Raw genomic sequence first — 19,556 nt, 5'->3', positions numbered from 1 at the left:
AGAAATAAAAGGTAAGGCATCGACATCGAATGAAATTACATTAAAAGAGGGAGAGCTTGACACATGAAAATACATGCAAAAGCAAAAAAAGTACTAGTGAGCTTGATAGCATTTATGTTATTCTTTTCACTATTGCCTGGTTATGCACCATTAGCGGAAGATTCACCTGTAGGAGTGGATGCGCCAGACAAGAAAGCGGGAGAACAAGCACCAACAGAAGTTAAAGAAGAACGAACAGAAAATGAAGTGGTTTTTGATAACCACGACGGGAGCTTTACTAAACAAATCTTTGCGGATCCTATCAATATGGAAGTTGAAGGGGATATGAAGCGCATTGATGCAAATGTAGAGAAAGAAGCAGATTCTGACATGATTGTTCCAAAACAAACTCCATTAGAATTAGGCTTCTTAGAAAAAATGGAAGACGGGGCATATCAGAAACTAACAAAAGCTGGCGCAGAAGTTACTTTTCGCTTAAAAGGAGCACGTACAGGCGAGAATGAACAAGCAGTAACAGACCAACCAGCGACCTACAAAGAAAATGAAGTTACTTATGAAAACGTATTTCCTAAAACAGATCTAAGGCATTTAACTTTTCCACAATCAGTTAAAGAAGACTTAGTACTACAGGAACCAAATCAAGTAGATACGTATGTTTATCAAATTGAAACAAAACTAGATTTAGAACTAGCGGAGAATGGCGATGTGCTATTCAAAAATAAATCCGACGAAACAATGTATACGCTTCCAAAGCCGGTCATGACAGATTCCAATGTCGGCACTGAAACCGGGGAAGCGGCACAATCCGAAAATGTTTCCTTTAAAGTGAAACAACTGACCAAAACAGTGTATGAACTACAACTAAAAGTAGATACAGAATGGCTAAATGATGCCGCTCGCGAGTACCCTGTCTATATTGATCCATCTGTTCGTTTAGATAAAATTTATAATGCCAATATTAATTCGGCTAAACCAACCGAAACAAACATCGGTAGTAAACTATGGGATTCTGGCCAAAATGCTTATACTTTAAAACTCGGTAAATGGGACAATTCAACAGGAAATAATGCCGCTTTTTTAAAAATGGATACATCTACTTTAAATAAAGCGACTATTTCTAAAGCAACATTGAAAGTCTATAACATTTGGCATATGTCCCCAACGGTTAAAAATGATCTTTGGTATTACGAGGCAAATGCAAAATGGTCTCCGTGGCAAGTGACTTGGAATACAGTGCCACCTGTAACGAGATTAGGAAGTGTTAACGTTGGTCGTGGTGAGTGGGCGAACTTAGACGTAACCAAAACTGTCCAAGCATGGGCAAGTGGCTCACGAGTGAACAACGGTTTTCGCTTAGGTACTAACATTAACAAAAACTATTGGAAAAAAGTTGTAGCAAGTGAAAACAATAAAAATTATCCCTATTTGGAAGTGAATTATACGTACGCACAACCAGAAAAACCAACCGTAAAAACAAGTTCAAACGGTGTTGGAACTGGAACAGGATACATGGATTTATCTTGGAAAGCGGTTCCTGGTGCGACTAGTTATAATATTGTTATTTCTAATGGATATAAATACGAATATTTTAATACAAAAAGTACAGCAACCACTTGGAGTACCAAAGGAAAGAAAATTTTCCCAACAAATGACGAAATTGCTAAAGGAGAATTTGAATTCCATCATGATGGCAAAGGAACCGACTTCGCTCTTGATCCGCGAGCGCAATATGAAAATGCCTTTCAAGCCGGAAGTACTTTTGGACTTCGCAATTTAACACGCTATTTATTCAGAGTACAAGCCGTTTTCCCGGGTGGAGAAAGTCCGAATTCCGACTTAGTATTCGCCTACATGCCAATCGAAAAACCACAAGCTCCTGTTGCAAAAGCGTATTCTAACTTGGCACATAAAGAAACAGGTTACGTGGAACTTAACTGGGAAAAGAGCCCAATGGCAGATGGCTATAAAGTACTTGTCTTTAATGGGAAAGCCTACGAAGAATACGATGTCGGCGCAGAAACAAAGTGGACGACACAAAACAAAGGTATTTGGCCAACCAAAGAAGAAATTGCTGAAGGGAAATACGCTCTACACCATGACGGAAAAGGCGCAGAACTCGCAAAAGACCCTTCCCCAGTATATACCAATTCTGGCGGGAATTATAAAGAGCGCAAAAACTACTGGTTCCGCGTTATCGCTTATCAAAAAGCAGGAAATAACACAACTAGCGTGCAATCAGAACCAGCCACACCATCTATTCCAGAGGCACTCAATAAACAACTAGGAATGGTTGATTACTGGACAAGTGTGCCAGTTCGTGGCGGCGAAGTGAACGCTACAAACGGAAACTTTTTATTCCATGAAACAGATTTCAAATTAGAAGGGCGCGGTCCAAGCATTAATGTCGACCGTACGTTTAATAGCCAAGATGATGCAACTGGCATTTTCGGTAAAGGCTGGACAAGCACGCTCGAAGAAAAACTCGTAGAAGAAGAAAACGGTAATATCGTTTGGGTGGAATCGGACAAGAAAATCCATCGTTTCACTAAAAAAGGCGATAAATACGAAGCACCACCAGGCATTTACTCCGAGATTACTAAAAACGCAGATGGCTATTTGAAAATAGAAGAAGATAAGTCAGAAACACGCTTTTTAGCTGACGGACGATTAAAATCCGAAAAAGATACAAAAGGCAACGAATTAACATACGAATATACTGACGGCAAACTCACAAGCTTGCGCGACGCTTCCGGACGTACCGTTACTCTCACGTATGAAGGCGAGCTAGTAAAAGAACTTGTCGGACCAGAAGACCGTAAAATCAGCTACACGTATAACGACAAACAAGAGCTAATCAGTTCATCCACAGCCCGCGGAAAATTATATCGCTACGGCTACACAGATGGCTTATTAACCTCGATTTACGATCCAAAACATACAGAAGAAAAACCATACGAAACAACTTTTGCCTATGAAGAAGAAAAATTAACAGAAATAACCGATCCAGTCGGCAAAAAAACAACACTTTCTTATGACAAAGCAGAACAACAAACAACTTTAACAAACGAGAAAAAGAAGAAAACCATTTATTCCTACAATGATGCTGGAAATCCAAAGAAAGAAATTGTAGATGCAGATGGTCTCAAACTCACAACGACTTACACGTATGAATCAAATAACCTAGTAAAAGAAGTAAATCCTAAGGGACAAGAAGAAACGTACGCTTACGATGCAGATGGTAATATTACGAAAGCGACAGATGCATACGGAACAGAATCATACACTTACAATGATAATAACGATGTAACGAGCTCAACCGATACAGAAGGACGAAAAACAACCGTTACTTATGACGGAGCAGATGCGGTATCAGAAACACTTGCGACAGAATCCCAAGTATCCTCTGTAACACAGTATGACACCTATGGAAATCCAATTCGCGGTAGTGGCGAACTTTCTTCCGGCGGTAACTTACTTCAAAACAGCGGCTTTGAAAAAGGAGCAGGAGTTTCCAACTGGACACTGATTCAATCTGATGCAAAAGGTAGCATGACATTCGATAACACACAGTCAGCGCCAGGAGCACTCGGCGGTAGCGGTTCCGTTAAACTAACGAGTGAAGCAAGTTCTACTGTAAAAGGTTATTCATCCGTTACCCAACGCGTCGATGTAGAACCAGAAACAACGTATACATTTAGCGCCTGGATTAAAACATCCGGAATGACAAACGCCGATGCACTTCTCATTGGCCGTTTACAAGATGCGAATGCAAAAGATATTACCGATGCCGGCGTATGGCAATCCAACCGCGCCACATCCATCAAAAAGAATGGTGACTGGGTAAAACGCCAACTAACTTTTAAAACATCTAAAAACACACGCCAAGTCTTGCTTTATTTGGACAATGAACAACCAGCTCCACATAAAGGAAAAGGAACGATTTGGTACGATAATGTTCAATTTGAAAAAGGCAGTGTTGCTTCCAGTTACAACCCAGTAGTCAATAACAGCTTTGAAAATCATAATGGAACACTTCCGACTGGCTGGATGCGTACAGGCAATACCGCGTTGACACAAGCAAAAGTAGTCGATAATCAAAGCCACAGCGGTGATAGCGCCGTTTACTTCGAGCGAAAAGCGACAAGTGAAGCTTACACGCATATTGTCCAAGATGTATCCGTAAATCAAAAAGAAGCCAAAGCATTAACAATTTCCGCACTATCCAAATCAGAAGACGCCAAAGCAAACGGTTCTGTTGCAACGATGTCGAACGATTATTCGGTATGGGGCACAGTATATTATCAAGATGGCACAACTTCTTCTGTACAAGGTCAATTCCCACTCGGAACGAACGACTGGAACCGAAGTGCTGTAGTTGTTAAACCGACCAAGCCAGTCAAAATGATTAAAGTTTACACCATGTTCCGCAATGGTTTAACCGGAAAAGCTTGGTTTGACGATGTACGTGTCATAGAAGGCGAAGTATTAACAAAAAATGAATATGACGCTTCCGGCAACTATGTAACAGCTAGCTATGACGAAGAAGGCCGCAAAATCAGCTTCACTTACGATATTTACGGCAATAAAACATCCGAAACAGACGAAAAAGGCAACAAAAAAACTTTAACCTATGATGCAGACAACGCACTTATAGACACCAAACTAGCGAACGGCACATCCGTAGCCTATAAGTACGACGACAATGGCAACACCACCGAAAAAAATGTCACTGCATCTGGCAAAACGCAAAAAAATATCTATGAATATGACGTAGATAACAAAATCACCGCATTTACCGACGCACTCAATCGCACAATCAAGTACGAATACGATGCAGCCGGTAATGAAACAAAAGCAATCATGCCAAATGGTCGCGTAACCGAAAGCACATACGATTCCGCTGACCGTATGGACGGGATTAAATGGAATGATAAACTAGCCTTTAAATTCCAATACGATCCAAATGGCAACCAAACAAAAGTAACCGACGAAATTAACAGCATCGTAACCGACAAAACCTACGACGATGCCAACCGAATCACCAAAGTAGCCGAACGAGGTGGCGACGTAAGCTACACATACAAAGACAAACCAACAAAAGACAACAAAGGAAAAACAGACAAAGTCGGCGAAGTAGCCATTAACCACGGCGACTACACAGCAAAAACAAGCTACACATACAACGACTTAGACCGGAATACCCGCGTAAACGACGGAAGCAAAAACGCCTATTTCGAGTTTGACGAATTTGGAAACATCAATGTCTACACAGCAGGAAACGGCACCGCAGCCAACTACACCTACGATAGCACGCAAAAAGTCACCAACGCAGCTATTAGTAGCGCAAGCGGCACCCAAATTTTAGACGAAAACTACACCTATGACGCAGCAAGCAACCGCACAAGCATCGACAACAAACAAGACGGAAAAACAACCTACGAATACGATGCAGTCAACCAACTAACCAAAGAAACATTACCAGACGGAACCGTAAAAGCATACACATACGATGGCTTCGGAAACCGCACACAAGTAGCAATCAGCGGAAGCGAGACAAAAACAATTGCCGCAAGTTATAATGATGGTAATCAACTGGTTTCGTGGAACGGAGACGCTCTGACGTATGACGCCAATGGTAACCGTACAAGCGATGGCAAGTACACGTATACATGGGATACCGGCGACCGTTTAAGCAGCATCACGAAAAAAGGCGAGAGCGAGCCGTTTACAAGTTATACGTACGATGATGATAACCGTCGCTTGTCGAAAACAGTCGATGGCGTGACGACGAATTATCATTATGACGGCGATAGTATTGATGTTCTGTATGAAACTAATGGTGATGGAAAAGTAGTTCGTCAGTATGTTTATTCGGATGATAATGTTCGTTTAGCAATGAAGATGAATGGCAAAACCCTCTATTATCACTATAATGCGCATGGCGACGTAATTGCACTCACGGATGAAGCAGGTAAGATTGTCGCAGAATATGCGTACGATGCTTGGGGAAATGTGCTGAAAAACACTGCCTCTACAGAAGAAGCCAAAGCGAATCCTTATGCATATGCGGGATATACGTATGACAAGGAAATCGAACAATATTACTTGATGGCGCGTTATTACGAACCAGAGCAAGGCGTGTTTACCGCATATGATCCAGACCCAGGCGATGAAGACGACCCGCAGACGATGAATGGGTATAATTATGCGAATAATAATCCAGTGATGATGGTTGACCCGGATGGGAATTGGGCATGGCTCATTCCAGCTGCTATGACTGCCGGTAAGTTTATTTATAAGTTTAGAAAGCCTATTGCAAAATATGGTAAAAAAGGTGCTAAATGGGTAGGGAAAACTGCTAAAAAGGGCGCCAAATGGGTAGGGAAAACTGCTAAAAAAGGTGCTAAATGGGTAGGTAAGACTGCTAAAAAAGCTTGGGGAAAAGTTCCATATAAAATTCATAAAGTTGGAAAAATAAAAGGGGAAGGTACTACCGATAAGGGATACTGGGGAATAATTTATTCTAAGAAAAGAAAAACTGGTAGAAGAATTTATAGGAGTGTGGAACTCCATACACCTCATAATGAACATGGCTGGCACATTCAAAGGAACAAGTATTCCAGGTACAATGGAAAATGGCAACGTGGAGGAGTTGCCAAACGAAAAACCGTAAAAAAATAATCGTTTAGGAGTGATACAATGATATACAGTATAGGTATGACTACCATGGATTCATATGATGAAAAAGAACAAGAGTATTTTAGTATTATGTCTGAAATAAGAACGGTGGTAAATCCACTATTTGATAAATATGATATATATGAATATACAGTAGATAGAAAGAAGCGAAGTGATCTAGCATTCCCATTAAAGCCAAAGCGTTTTCTAAATATTTTTAAGGCAGAGCCGCTGAGGGAAAACCCTGGAATAATGGAATATAACAAATTTATAATTGTAACTAAAGGAGTAGATATAAAGACATTACTCAGCGGAGTGTCAGACCTTAATAGACGTGAAAACATTGAATATTTTTTAGTGCAAAATACAATTATGACTTACCAGATTCTAGAAGGCGAAGTAATCAATTTCTATGCAAAAGATTTGAAATTTTTAATTGAAGAATTAGCGCTTGAAGTCTAATGTTAATGGTTTTAGTTTATCGAATCTAAAATTAATCTTGATGGACTATGTATAGGAGAGAGATAATCATTATGAATATTATAGTATAGGAGACAATCATGGTTGAGTTTATTATCCATATATTAATAAATTTTATTACATTTGCAATTTGTGTCATACCTTTTTATCTTTCAGAAAAAACTAAAGGTATCTTGGAAAAAATAGGTGGAAGCATATTTTTTGCGGGGCTTATAATAGTTGGAACGGGTATTTATATAAGCAATAGTTATACCCTGAAATCATATATTTATGTGATTTTGGTAGTGCAAATAATTATTTTGTGCATCGACCTTATATTTGTGTTATGGAGTAAAAGTAAAGGAAAGTCTACAATTTTATCTATCCTATCAGCAACATTAGCTATAGGTGCGTTGGGGGTATATATTTATTACGTCGTAGCGAGCTTTATTTATTGAATAAGGGCTTATAGGTGGAATTCTAAAATCAAGTAATTATTATGTCATAGCGGTTAATGAAAAATAAACTTGGATGCAAAATGTTTTTGTGAAATACTGCTTCAAAATGTCAAGAAGCAACTAAATAAGTAGCCACTTGTTCATCACGCAAAGACGATTTTTTTGCTGGTTACATTGAAGCTATTACCACGAACGACATCATGTTTAGCGTAAGGCGTTCTGATGGTTAAGAGGGAGGGGATGTTTTTTTCATTAGGAACAGTGTATCGAATAGAAATTGATACAACCTATTTGAACATCGCAGAACTGCTCGTTAAACATCTCAACCAAGCAAAAATTTCTATTCGAAATCGTATCAGATTGTGTATTCAAAAATGAAGAGCTGGTCGGTATGGACATCATTTGAAACGAAATACTACAAGTGGTTAGGCTCATTGCCAAACGAATATGAAGGTCAATTAGACGGAAAACGCTGGATAAAAAAACAAATATCTTCTCTATTGGTTTCGGTGCTAGCATAGAACAAGATTTGATGAACAAACTAAAAAATTGAGAATAAGCCTTTCACTTATACAGGGAGGGCTTATTCTTTAAAAAGCTAATCAGGATTATTGATTTATAGGTATGAAGAAAATAATGTTAGACAAAAATCACTCATGCATTACATGAGACGAATATTTACCCTCCTATTAAGATGACTCTAGCATAACTGAAGCAGAACAAAATTATATTTATTTTTTCAAAAGTCCAGAACATATTTCAGAGCAAGAACTACAAGATATATGTGTTATTTTTTGTGAGTATATAATTTCTATTTATTTTTAGAAGGAGACACTACCTCAGATGAAAGTAAACTATTTTTATATAAAGAAAAAAGGAATTAAAGCCTAGAAAACAATATAGAAATAGAGGCTGAAATGATAGTGATTCCACCAGTTTTAGACACCACAGCAATAGAAATAATTTCAAATGAACTACTAAAACATAACGAAGGAGAAACCCATTGGATGCGAAACAATTACTCCAAACATTAAAAAATACTCCAGATGAAGCTCAAATACTAAAAATCATACCAAAACTAGGCAAATACGCAAAAGGAAAAACAATAGAAAATTCTCTAGTTGCTTTATCGGAGTCGAATAGTGAGAAAATTCGAGCTGCTGCGATAGACGCTTTACTAACTAATTCTCATAAACGCATCAAGAAATTAGTAATGGCTCATATGACTGATACAAATGAAATTAAAACAAAGTGTTTCGAGTATATGGGTTATCACAGGATGAAGCAAGCAGAGCTTATTCTTTTAGCACATTTAAATGACGCTGATCGTTGGGTTCGGTATTTTGCAATTTTAAATCTTGGTGATTTGGGGGCTTATGACGTAATAGAGGATGTAGAAAAACATTTAGAAAATGAAACCAGTGACGTGGTGAAATCTGGATGTTACTCCACCTTGGTTTTATTAAGTGAGACGGAAGCTGAAAAGGATTGTTATGAACAAAAACTAATCCAATTACTAAATTCATCCGATGAAGTAGCACGATATGTAACGATTAATAATTTAGCAGATCTAAAAAACCATCTCAAAAGAGAGCAAATAATTAATGCTTTTTATGCTCGCCTGCAAATTGAATCAGATGAAGAAAATATAACTACATTAAAAAACGCAATTCGGTCATTGAAATATTGGTGAGAATTAATTTGATAACACGAAATAGGATGAAGTTCTTGGCTTTAAAGATGGAAAAGTACTAAATGAAAAACAACTAGATAATTTTCGGAAAATCCTGACTCAAGAAAAGGGGATAATTAATTGGAAAAAATGACACTGAAAAAGAAGACCTATGCTAACTTTAATAAAGAATTTGCTAAGGTATTTAATTCAGATAATTCCCTACCTGAAAATATTTTTAATACTAAGTTCCATAATTTTTTCGTTTATGATATGGATTATTTTTACGAAGAAACAGGTTGGGAATGGATTTTACAAATTTCATCTAATAACAAAGTGAAAAACTTGTTCTTTACCAGCGCAACTGAAAAAAATTCAAACTATACTATAGCCGAGATTCCTACTTCGCTTAATCCTAAACAGATTATAGAGCAAATGGATATTTTAGAAAACGAATCTGAGGATAAAAAGAACACCTTCTATTTAACCTTCAATGAAGCTTGTTTGTTTTCTAATGCAAGTAATTGGGGACTATATTTTGTTAATGAATTTAATTTCGTTATTTTAGCTCTGGAGGAAGATTTTCCAGAACAAAATGCATTTTCCCATTTAGAAAGTATGGCTAAAGAGGAATTTACCAAACATTTTCAAGAATGGTCCGTTTGGCTTGAAAAAGATAATTTGAATTTTTTAAAAGAATTTAATAAAGTGTTTTTTGCTAAAAGTTAATTGATTATGAAACCCTAAGGAAGAACCAAAAATGTTCACGCGGGATATACGTATGATAAGGAAATCGAACAATATTACTCGATGATGCGTATATGAACCAGAGCAAGGCATATTTACAGCATGCGATTCAGACCCAAGCGATGAATGGGTATGCTTGTAAATATGGGAAAAAGGAAGTGATAGGGACGATGAAGCTCAAAAAAATGGATGAAGACTATATAAAAGAGTTTTCAACTGAGATAGGAATTGTAGATTGTGATGCAATATATATTTATGAGTTTGATGAAGAAGACGAAATAGATAGTATTTGTAAAGAATTCGGGAATCAAATGCGTACAATTTATTTGCTCGATGATTTTGAAGTAGATGATAGACCAGATTTAGAAAATTTAGAAGATGGATTTTTTCGTTTGGATTTAAAAAATACTAGTTTCAATATGAAGAAATGGTTGATTCAGTTGTTTTTATATGGTTCAAGTTCAACACAGCTAAATCGTTTATTTCTTTTACAGCCTAGTGAAGAGAATCAGGACATATCTAAAGAAATCCAAATGAAATATAACCAAATTATCATATTACCCGTTTTCGATGTGACAGCAGTAGCTTTATTTGGCAAGGGGAGTGAAGCAATAGCTTTTTTAGAATCATTCTACTAAACATAAGTTGGTGCGTTACAGAAAATGTCCACAAAAATTATGCATAAAAGATCACTAAAATGCCAAGAAGCAAAATAACCACTGCGGAGGCTAAATCATGATTAATAAAGAACTTATCAAACTACATGAGATACTACTGAAGGATATTTCCAATTTAGATGATGCTGAAAAAATCTCCATCATTCAAGAACGAATTACACAAGCCTTAAATCTAGATAAACGCAGATGGGATGAGAAAATGCTTTCCAATGTTTCCATCCGCACAAAAAAAGCAACCCGCCCAAAAATGCAAGAGGGAGACGTGTACGAAATTTATTTAGAAGAAGTAAACGTATATGGCTATATAGCTATACTAAAATTGGACAATGATAAAGAGGAAGAGGATTTCTCCGTATTTGGGCTCTTTAATTATTTCTCTAAGTTACCGGAGAAGCTTGAAAAACTAATGGCTAAACTAACTAGAGAAAATATCTTTATGTTTGCCGATTCAGGTTACTCAGGGATTATTCGCAAAGAGTGGAAGAAAGTAACCAATTTAACCTTTGATTGGCAAGTGGATTTTTCTAAATTAGAATATCTTAAAGTAGAAAACGGAGGAATCTTACGCCCTAATGAACGGCACTATTTTAAAAGTGTAGGGCATCCAAATAATGGAAATTATATGCGAATTGATTACAAAGAAGCCGTAAATATTAATAATCCATATGGATTATTTGGTCAACATGTAATTGAGGACTATATGGTGGGTGCGTTTAGTGGGAAGAAACTTATGGAGATGGAGGAAGAGGGCTTGAGTTAGGTGAAGTATGATTAAGAGCTCGAAAAGAAATCAATACTAGTTTTAAATGAGTGTTCATTAAAAGTAAAAAACAAATTAGCTCAGGAGGAACCAAAAATGTCCACAAAATTCATGTACGAAAGATTACTAAAATGCCAAGAAGCAAATAAACTAGTAGCCATCTACGCGTCACGCGAAGACGAATATTTCGAGGCGGGCTACATTGAAGCAGTTACAGCGAGTGATGTTATGTTCCGCTCGCGACGCTCAGACGGTTACGAAGAAGGACATGTTGTTCTTCCATTAGAATTAGTGTACCGAATAGAAATTGACACGGCGCATTTAAAAACAGCTGAACTACTCGCAAAACATCTTAATCAACCAATCAGCTCAGGATTATTTGAGAAAGCACCAAACAAAAAGCATTCTCTTTTCGAAATTGCCGCTGATTATGTATACCAAAGTAAAGAGATAATCTTTATTGACATCATAGGCGACGAGACGCCAGTAATTGGAATGATCGCTGAAAACGAATATGAAGGATTAGAAATTACTTTAGTGGATGACGAAGGTCGATTAGATGGAACTTGTTGGATAAAGAAAGAAGATATTCTAGCCCTGCGTTTCGGCGGCAGTGTAGAACAAGATTTGATGAACAAACTAAAAAAATAAACTAAGAATAAGCCCTCCACTTTTACAGGGAGGGCTTATTCTAAAAGTAAGAGAACCAATGTGGAGGTTAAATCAAGATGAATCAAGAACTTATCAAGCTACATGAAATCCTACTAAAGGATATTTCCAATTTAGATGATGCTGAAAAAATTTCCACTATTCAAGAACGAATTACACAAGCCTTAAATCTAGATAAACGCAGGTGGGATGAGAAAATGCTTTCCAATGTTTCCATCCGCACAAAAAAAGCAACCCGACCGAAAATGCAGGTGGGAGATGTGTACGAAATTTATTTAGAAGAAGTAAAAGTATATGGCTATGTAGCTATACTAAAATTGGAAGATGATAAAGAGGAAGATGATTTCTCCGTATTTGGGCTCTTTAATTATTTCAGTAAATTACCGGAGAAGCTTGAAAAAATAATAGCTAAATTAACTAGAGAAAATATCTTTATGTTTGCAGATTCAGGTCACACGGGAATTATTCGCAAAGAGTGGAAGAAAGTAACCAACTTGTCCTTTGATTGGCAAGTGGATTTCGCTAAATTAGAATATCTTAAAGTAGATAACGGAGGAGTCTTACGTCCTAATGAACGGTTCTATTATAAAAGTGTAGGTCATCCAAATAATGGGAATTATATGCGAATTGATTACAAAGAAGCCGTAGATATTAATAATCCATATGGACTAAATGGTCAACATTGGATTGAGGGATATTTGGCGGGAGCGTATAGTGGGAAGAAACTTATTGAGATGGAGGAAGAGGGCTTTAGTCAGGTGAAGTATGATTAAGAATTCGAAAAGAAATCTATACTAATTTTAAATGGGTAATCATCAAAAATAAAAAGAAGAAAATAACCAAATTAGGAGATTGAAATGGATTCAATTTTGAAATTAATAATGGATTTGGAATTCATCAGCATAATTATAATGTGTATAGTTATTATAGATTTTAAGAAAGACAACTTCTTTTCTAGGTGTATGCAAGTATTAATATTGTTAACTTTATTTGTGGTTACGGGAATAACTATCTACTTTTAAGAAGGTTAGGGGATAATATGTTACTTGTGATAATAATATATTTTGTTTTTCTGCTTATATTAATTTTTGGCTATGAAACGAGACGTAAGAAAAACAATAAAATCGTCCTTAACAGTATAGCTATCATTATTTTCCTGCTAGCCCTTATAGTTTATTGTATAATGCTAGTCCCTCGGTTGGGCATTTAAGGAATGAAAGTCGCTATAGAAGTTAAGAACAAATTATTTTTATACTTAGCTTTAAACTTAAAGAAAAAGCTTTTAAAGTACAGTTTGTTATAACATTGGTAACGGTGTTTGTCTGCTTTCCTACATATGTAATATTGTTTGTTTATAGGTTCTATATTCTTTTCTAACCCATGCAAGGAATAAAAAATTTTAGAAAGTCTATTGCAAAATGCAGTGAAAAAACATTGAGGAGTGACAACATGATATACAGTATAGGTATGACTACCATGGATTCATATGATGAAAAAGAACAAGAGTATTTTAGTATTATGTCTGAAATAAGAACAGTGGTAAATCCACTATTTGATAAATATGATATATATGAATATACAGTAGATAGAAAGAAGCGAAGTGAGCTAGCATTCCCATTAAAGCCTAAGCGTTTTCTAAACATTTTTAAGTCAGAGCCGATGAGGGAAAACCCTGAAGTGATGGTATATAACAAATTTATAATTGTAACTAAAGGAGTAGATATAAAGGCATTACTTAGCGGAGTGTCAGACCTTAATAGACGCGAAAACATTGAATATTTTTTAGTGCAAAATACAATCATGACTTACCAGATTCTAGAAGGCGAAGAAGTCAATTTCTATGCAAAAGACTTGAAATTTTTAGTTGATGAATTAGCTTTATAGCGGTAGACGATGTGAGACAAATTTATGTTACTAAGAATACACCATCCCACCGAACAAACTAAAAAAGAATTGGAGAAACATAGATAAATGATTCATTTAAAAGGTATAACTACTGCGGGTGCTTATGATAATCAAGGTAAATATTTAGAAGAAATTCATGAAGATATTGAAAAAATAATGAAGCGGCTAATTCTTCAATTTGATATATATCAATTTCATACTTCCCATAATTTTGAGGCAGATGCTGATAAATCAGTCCTTGTGAAACAAACTAGATTTAAAAAGACATATATTCATTTTTATAAAGAGGATGAAGAACGATTTGAAGAGGGATCTAGTTATGACCAGTATTTTTTAGTAGAAAAAGATTGCGACATCTCTGAGCAGATAGATAAATTAGAGCTTAGCGAAATACCAAGGATAGAAAATATACGAGCCAAATTGTTATCCATTTTCCCATTATTAGTCGTTTTATCAGATTCAAGTGAGTTAATGGCGTATTCAATGGAAAAATCGAATTTAGAGCTGATATAGATTCAGGAGGGATAAAGTGGGAAATCAAAAACAATCTCAGTGAGCATTTAAAGTTTGGAGCATTTAAGACTAAAAAGTTAATAAAGAATCGTAATAACAATATAGAAAGTTGAATGAAAAATGGATTTTATTTTAAATATTTTAATTAATATTATAGCTTTTGTATGCTTCTTAGTTGGTGGAAATGCAATTAAAAAAGAGAAGCAATTAATGGGAAAAGTGATTGGCAGCTTATCAATAGCTGGATTGGCGATAGTCGGAACGGGGTTAATTCTTTCTGGTGTAGAGGAATTGCACACATATATGTACATTATATTAGTAATTGAAATAGTGATACTTTTCGCAAATGTATTCATGAATTATTTAAGTAAATTCGGAAAATCGGAAGTTTTAATAGGTGTATGTGTATTAATTCTAACGATATTTAATTTATTTACTTATATAACTTATGTGGTTTTGACTTTTGTTTTTTACTGAAAAACTGTCGCTATAAAAGGAGGGAATTGGGAAACGATTATGATTGAATTTATTATCGATGTATCAATAAATTTTATTACATTTGCAATTTGTTTCATTCCGCTGCTTCTCTCAGAAAAAACTAAAGGTATCTTGGAAATCGTAGGTGCAAGCATACTTTTTGCGGGGATTATGATAGTTGGAACAGGTATTTTCATAAGCAGTAGTGAAACCCTGAAATCATATATTTATGTGATTTTGGTAGTGCAAATAATTATTTTGTGCATCGAGCTTTTATTAGTTTTATGGAGTAAACGTAAAGGAAAGTCTACAATTTTATCCATCCTATCAGCAACATTAGGTATAGTCGCTTTAGGAATATATATTTATTATGTTATAGCAAGTTTTATTTATTGAAAATTATTTTCCAAAGATAGAAAAAATTAATAAAAAAGAAAAATTATTAAGGAGATAAACACGTCATTGAAAAAGAAAATGAATATTTTAAATCAAGCGATAATAACTGAGTTGTATAAATACCCTGAAAAAAGGCTTCATGAAATGCATGTGAATTTACGCGAGGCAAGTTTGGAGTTTATATTTGCTGAAAATGATGAAGATATTCACCCGCTAGTATTAAAAATAGAGGGGGTAACGGCTTATTATTTTCAACATAATTATGGAGAAAGTAGATTTGATTTAGACACTGATGAAAGTTCGTTATTACTGCTAGAGACGCTTGAAGTAGTGATGCCTCCTTTTAAAATAGGAGAGGATCGAGCGGATTTTATTGCTGAAGGAAATCTAATTCTTGAGTTAGATGAAATAAGCTATGTTATAGAATGTAAAAAAATTAAATTAAACGATGTGGTTTTTAATTTAGATGAATGAATATCATAGGAGGATAAAATGGTTCATAATGATATGAATTATCACCACTTGATTGGAAAAGTTCATAGTGTTTCCGATGTAGATGAATTGAGCAATATTTTAGAAGAATTGAAAGAATATCCAACAAATGGTCAACTAGAAAAATTATTTAAATCATATATAGATGATGAAAGTCCACTGATTCGTTGTATTGCTTTTGAAAGTTTAGCAAAGTGTGAAATTAAAGATACAGAAATAGCTCAAAAAGCGATAGAACATTTAAATGATGAAGACATTGTTGTGATGAGTTGCATAGAATTGCTAGCGGAGTATGAGTATTTGGAAGCTGTTCCTTATATCAAGAATTTGCTTCGACACATAGACGCTGGGGTTCGCTGTACAGCAGCAGAAGCTTTGGGAGATATGAATTGTAAGGAACAATTAATGGATATTGTTCAAGTTAACAAAGTAGAAGTAGATGATTTAGCAAAAGTAGGCCAGAGATACGGAATTTATATGTTGTCTAATGAATCTGATGAAATTTTCGCTTTGAATCAACTTGTTGAACTCCTATATTCTAGCAATGTGACGGCTAGTTATAGAGCTATGAATAATTTGATAGCCGTGTTGAATGAAGGGAACCGTTCTTTAATATTCATGGCATTTCAAGAAAAGTTGAAAGAAAAGATTGAAAATGGTTTTAAAACGGACTTAGAAGATAACTTGAAAGCGTATTTTAATTGAGAGATTTTATATGCTAAAAGGAGTAAGGCTGTTGAATAGACCAGATTTTAATGGGATGAGGAAAGTGTTTTCAAATGATAAAACAATCCTAGAGGCGGGAAATTAATTATGAAAAATATAGATAATGACTTGTTTTTAAGAAAAAATCAATTAGAAGGAACAATGTATGTAGAATTTAAATACAGTTCTGCTGAAAAAGAATTTTGGAATGAAGATTCGTATTATTGGGAGAAGAGAATTACGATGATGTCCAGCTAAAAGGAGATAAGTATCTCCGCGAAGCTTCATTAGCTAATCCAGAAGATGTATTTTTAAAAGATTCTTATTATGCTTCTGGAGGAAAGAGTGTAAAAGAATTTGTGAAATGGGAAAGTGAAAACAGAGAACAACTGACAAATTACCTGCAAGCAAACTTTAATTATGACTCCCTTTTCTCAGATTATTTTAAGGAAATGGTTACAATGGATTTTGGTGAAAAAATGCGAAAAAAAGGCATTTTAGAAAAGCTGTTTTCAAAACTGAAAAAGAAAGATAGGCATGAATAAAGACAGTAATCCGGGGCCCATCTAAGTGGTAAAATAAGTCCCATTTACGAAGGAGGTAGACACTATGCTAAAAATAAAAAAACAAGCACAATCTATTTATGCTTTTAAAGAAACTGGAGGAGAAGTACTTAATTTTCAAATAGAAAAAGACTGTTTGAAACTTTTTTCTGGGGAAGAAATTTTATGTAAAATAAACGATGAAATAATTTCCAAACGGTATTTCAAAATTAAAAAAGTTAAATTATCTGATGAGAAAGTTTGTATTTTTTGTCATGATGGTGTTTACGATTATTTATTGATCTCATGTATAGGGAAAAATTTTAAATATCCATTGGGAGAAGGTGTGGCGGATTTTCTCGTCTTAAATGATGCAGCTTATGTTATTTATTCAGAAGAAGGTATGTTTGGGAGTGAGGAGAATTTACCCATAGCACAATTAGGGCTCATTAAAATAGATATATTTACAGGAGAAATTACTGCGCTCTTGGATGACAGCATTTTAGAAACACTCATTGATGTACATACAATGAGCTGTAATAATAAAATTATACGGATACTGTGTTATGAAGAAAATGATGATGACTTCACTTTAGACTATGATTTAACCTCGAAAAAAATTCAGAATAAAGTCGTAATAAATTATACTGTGGACGGATTGTTGAGCATGGGAGATAACTTTTACGCTAGATACCAGAATCATATTTATAAAGTAGATGAAAGTATGGAAATTATGAAAGAAATCATTATAGATAAAAAAGTATATGATGAGGCATCCTCACTAAGCACCGGATATAGTGAAGTGGTTTTAGAAAGTGAAAATGAATTCAACATTGTCCAGCTTTCTAAACTTTGAAGAAAGTCTATCGGAAAGAAATAGCATTAAAAATAAATAATCCTTTATAGTGAGAAAATAATGTTAGACGAGAACCAATCATGCATCCCAAAAGACGAATATTTATTCTCCTATCAAGAAAACTCTGGCATTACTGGAGCAGATCGTATGTGATAGCAAGAATTACAAGTAGGAGGGAGATAAGGTGAATAAAAAAAATAAATCTTGGAAATATTTTAAGTTAAGTTTATGCTTTTTGCTAGTAGTAACGGTGATTGTGTATTATTTATGGGAGTTACCAGGGGCTCAATCTATCATCGAGGTTAGTTTAGCTTTCATTCTGCTTGCAAATATATTTATGTTATTAGATTTAATTAAAAAAATGAATAAAAATAAAAAAATTCAAGGTTATCTTCAAACTATTTGTATAAGTATGTTTGTAATAGTTATTATAAGTTCATTTTTTTTATATTAAAGTCTAAGGAGAACTTAAATATGCCTGATTTATTAATCTTTCTGTTAAAACAAATATAATAATCTTAATCTATTTCCAAGTGTTTTCAGATAATACCCCTAAAAAATATAGAAATACATATATAATGACCGTTTTTTTGATTGTTTTTATGATTTTTGGATTATATGAGTACTATGCTATTAAGGGATTGTTTAATTAGTAAATTATTGATAGCTTTTTTGATCGAAATCTAATACGAATTATAACGACTAAGGAAGATGAAAAATTAAAAATAGGTCCGCATAATTTTTCAAATGAACTACTAAAACGTAATTAAGGAGAAAACCATTGGATGCAAAACAATTACTCAAAAAATTAAAACATACTACCGAAGAAGCTCAAATGCTAAAAATTATACCAAAACTAGGCAAATACGCAAAAGGAAAAACAGTCGAAAATGCCCTAGTGGCTTTATCAGAATCGAATAGTGAGAAAATTAGAGCCGCTTCGATAGATGCTTTACTAACGAATCCCCATAAGCGCATCAAGAAATTAGTAATGGCTCATATGACAGATACCAATTTTGTTAAGGAAAAATGTTTCGAGTATGTTGGCTATCACTGGATGAAACAAGCAGAGCCAATACTTTTAGCACATTTAAACGATGCTGATCATTGGGTTCGATATTTTGCAGTTTTAAATATTGGTGATATGAGTTCTTATGAATTGATAGAGAATGTGGAAAAACATTTAGAAAATGAAAATAATGATGTGGTTAAATCAGGAGGCTATTTAACCTTATACTTATTAAGTGAAACAGATGCAGACATGGAGTATAACAGACAAAAGCTCATAGAACTACTGAATTCAACAGATGAGGAAGCTCGATTTGTAACCATTAATACACTAACAGATATAGGGGCACATTTTGAAAAAGAAAAAGTAATTCAAGCGTTCTCTGAGCGGTTAGAAATTGAAAAAGATAAAGATAATGTAGCAGTTTTAAATTGGGGAATTCGTATTTTGAAGTATTATAGATAAAAGGTTTTTGGGGAAATAAGGCACCTTTACCATCTGTTTTGGCAGAGATATAGGGTAAGGGGGATGAGGTTGAGGA

At 34.8% G+C, this 19,556-nt stretch carries 21 protein-coding genes and 1 pseudogene; all 22 read left to right on the top strand.

What is annotated here, in order from left to right:
• The first annotated feature begins 63 nt into the window (after window positions 1-63).
• Window positions 64-6,681: a DNRLRE domain-containing protein gene (locus tag OC533_RS06220; protein ID WP_226894210.1), complete on the top strand. Its 6,618-nt coding sequence runs from the start codon at window positions 64-66 to the stop codon at window positions 6,679-6,681.
• An 18-nt stretch (window positions 6,682-6,699) separates the two neighbouring features.
• Entirely contained in the window at window positions 6,700-7,140 is a 441-nt protein-coding gene (locus tag OC533_RS06215; protein WP_033533424.1) for a hypothetical protein, read from the top strand.
• A gap of 98 nt (window positions 7,141-7,238) precedes the next feature.
• Window positions 7,239-7,595 (top strand): hypothetical protein, encoded by a 357-nt coding sequence (locus tag OC533_RS06210; protein ID WP_033533423.1) that lies wholly within the window; start codon window positions 7,239-7,241, stop codon window positions 7,593-7,595.
• A 240-nt stretch (window positions 7,596-7,835) separates the two neighbouring features.
• Window positions 7,836-7,973, top strand: a complete 138-nt coding sequence (locus OC533_RS06205) for a hypothetical protein (RefSeq protein WP_159105969.1) — start codon at window positions 7,836-7,838, stop codon at window positions 7,971-7,973.
• Between the two features lie 625 nt (window positions 7,974-8,598).
• The gene (locus OC533_RS06200) at window positions 8,599-9,288 is read left to right on the top strand and encodes a HEAT repeat domain-containing protein (protein ID WP_194323185.1); all 690 of its coding nucleotides are present in this window, start codon (window positions 8,599-8,601) and stop codon (window positions 9,286-9,288) included.
• A gap of 129 nt (window positions 9,289-9,417) precedes the next feature.
• Entirely contained in the window at window positions 9,418-9,996 is a 579-nt protein-coding gene (locus tag OC533_RS06195) for a hypothetical protein (protein WP_226894222.1), read from the top strand.
• 36 nt (window positions 9,997-10,032) lie between these two features.
• Window positions 10,033-10,141 (top strand): annotated as a pseudogene (locus tag OC533_RS14915) (RHS repeat-associated core domain-containing protein); the annotation flags it as partial.
• Entirely contained in the window at window positions 10,089-10,652 is a 564-nt protein-coding gene (locus OC533_RS06190) for a hypothetical protein (RefSeq protein WP_226894211.1), read from the top strand. The pseudogene OC533_RS14915 and the gene OC533_RS06190, both read left to right, overlap by 53 nt.
• 97 nt (window positions 10,653-10,749) lie before the next feature.
• Window positions 10,750-11,451, top strand: coding sequence for a hypothetical protein (locus OC533_RS06185; RefSeq protein WP_194323187.1), 702 nt, complete (start codon window positions 10,750-10,752; stop codon window positions 11,449-11,451).
• Between the two features lie 96 nt (window positions 11,452-11,547).
• On the top strand, window positions 11,548-12,102 hold the full coding sequence (locus OC533_RS06180) for a hypothetical protein (protein ID WP_003765354.1): 555 nt from the start codon (window positions 11,548-11,550) through the stop codon (window positions 12,100-12,102).
• A 77-nt stretch (window positions 12,103-12,179) separates the two neighbouring features.
• Complete coding sequence (locus OC533_RS06175; RefSeq protein WP_185625676.1) at window positions 12,180-12,893, top strand: hypothetical protein; 714 nt, start codon at window positions 12,180-12,182, stop codon at window positions 12,891-12,893.
• Window positions 12,894-13,569: 676 nt separating this feature from the next.
• Entirely contained in the window at window positions 13,570-14,004 is a 435-nt protein-coding gene (locus OC533_RS06170) for a hypothetical protein (RefSeq protein WP_194323552.1), read from the top strand.
• Window positions 14,005-14,091: 87 nt separating this feature from the next.
• Window positions 14,092-14,538 carry a hypothetical protein gene (locus OC533_RS06165; protein WP_194323188.1) on the top strand — a complete coding sequence of 149 codons (447 nt, stop codon included), beginning with the start codon at window positions 14,092-14,094 and terminating at the stop codon, window positions 14,536-14,538.
• 120 nt (window positions 14,539-14,658) lie between these two features.
• Window positions 14,659-15,015, top strand: a complete 357-nt coding sequence (locus tag OC533_RS06160) for a hypothetical protein (RefSeq protein ID WP_194323189.1) — start codon at window positions 14,659-14,661, stop codon at window positions 15,013-15,015.
• Between the two features lie 39 nt (window positions 15,016-15,054).
• Complete coding sequence (locus OC533_RS06155) at window positions 15,055-15,411, top strand: hypothetical protein (RefSeq protein ID WP_194323190.1); 357 nt, start codon at window positions 15,055-15,057, stop codon at window positions 15,409-15,411.
• A gap of 66 nt (window positions 15,412-15,477) precedes the next feature.
• Window positions 15,478-15,885, top strand: coding sequence for a hypothetical protein (locus OC533_RS06150; RefSeq protein ID WP_226894212.1), 408 nt, complete (start codon window positions 15,478-15,480; stop codon window positions 15,883-15,885).
• Between the two features lie 18 nt (window positions 15,886-15,903).
• A complete protein-coding gene (locus OC533_RS06145) occupies window positions 15,904-16,608 on the top strand; it encodes a HEAT repeat domain-containing protein (protein ID WP_194323191.1) in 705 nt (234 codons plus the stop codon).
• Between the two features lie 108 nt (window positions 16,609-16,716).
• Window positions 16,717-16,866 (top strand): hypothetical protein, encoded by a 150-nt coding sequence (locus OC533_RS06140; protein ID WP_185539336.1) that lies wholly within the window; start codon window positions 16,717-16,719, stop codon window positions 16,864-16,866.
• Entirely contained in the window at window positions 16,833-17,153 is a 321-nt protein-coding gene (locus OC533_RS06135; RefSeq protein ID WP_226894213.1) for a hypothetical protein, read from the top strand. The genes OC533_RS06140 and OC533_RS06135 overlap by 34 nt, the downstream gene beginning before the upstream one ends.
• A 64-nt stretch (window positions 17,154-17,217) precedes the next feature.
• Window positions 17,218-18,006, top strand: a complete 789-nt coding sequence (locus OC533_RS06130) for a hypothetical protein (RefSeq protein ID WP_194323192.1) — start codon at window positions 17,218-17,220, stop codon at window positions 18,004-18,006.
• A gap of 184 nt (window positions 18,007-18,190) precedes the next feature.
• Window positions 18,191-18,460, top strand: a complete 270-nt coding sequence (locus OC533_RS06125; protein ID WP_194323193.1) for a hypothetical protein — start codon at window positions 18,191-18,193, stop codon at window positions 18,458-18,460.
• A 327-nt stretch (window positions 18,461-18,787) separates the two neighbouring features.
• The gene (locus tag OC533_RS06120; protein WP_194323194.1) at window positions 18,788-19,480 is read left to right on the top strand and encodes a HEAT repeat domain-containing protein; all 693 of its coding nucleotides are present in this window, start codon (window positions 18,788-18,790) and stop codon (window positions 19,478-19,480) included.
• The last annotated feature ends 76 nt before the right edge of the window (window positions 19,481-19,556 follow it).

This window comes from Listeria sp. Marseille-Q6474 (assembly GCF_946902005.1).
Classification (GTDB): domain Bacteria; phylum Bacillota; class Bacilli; order Lactobacillales; family Listeriaceae; genus Listeria; species Listeria innocua.
Note: the sequence above shows the minus strand (reverse complement) of the source record. Positions and strands in the feature narration are given on the sequence as shown.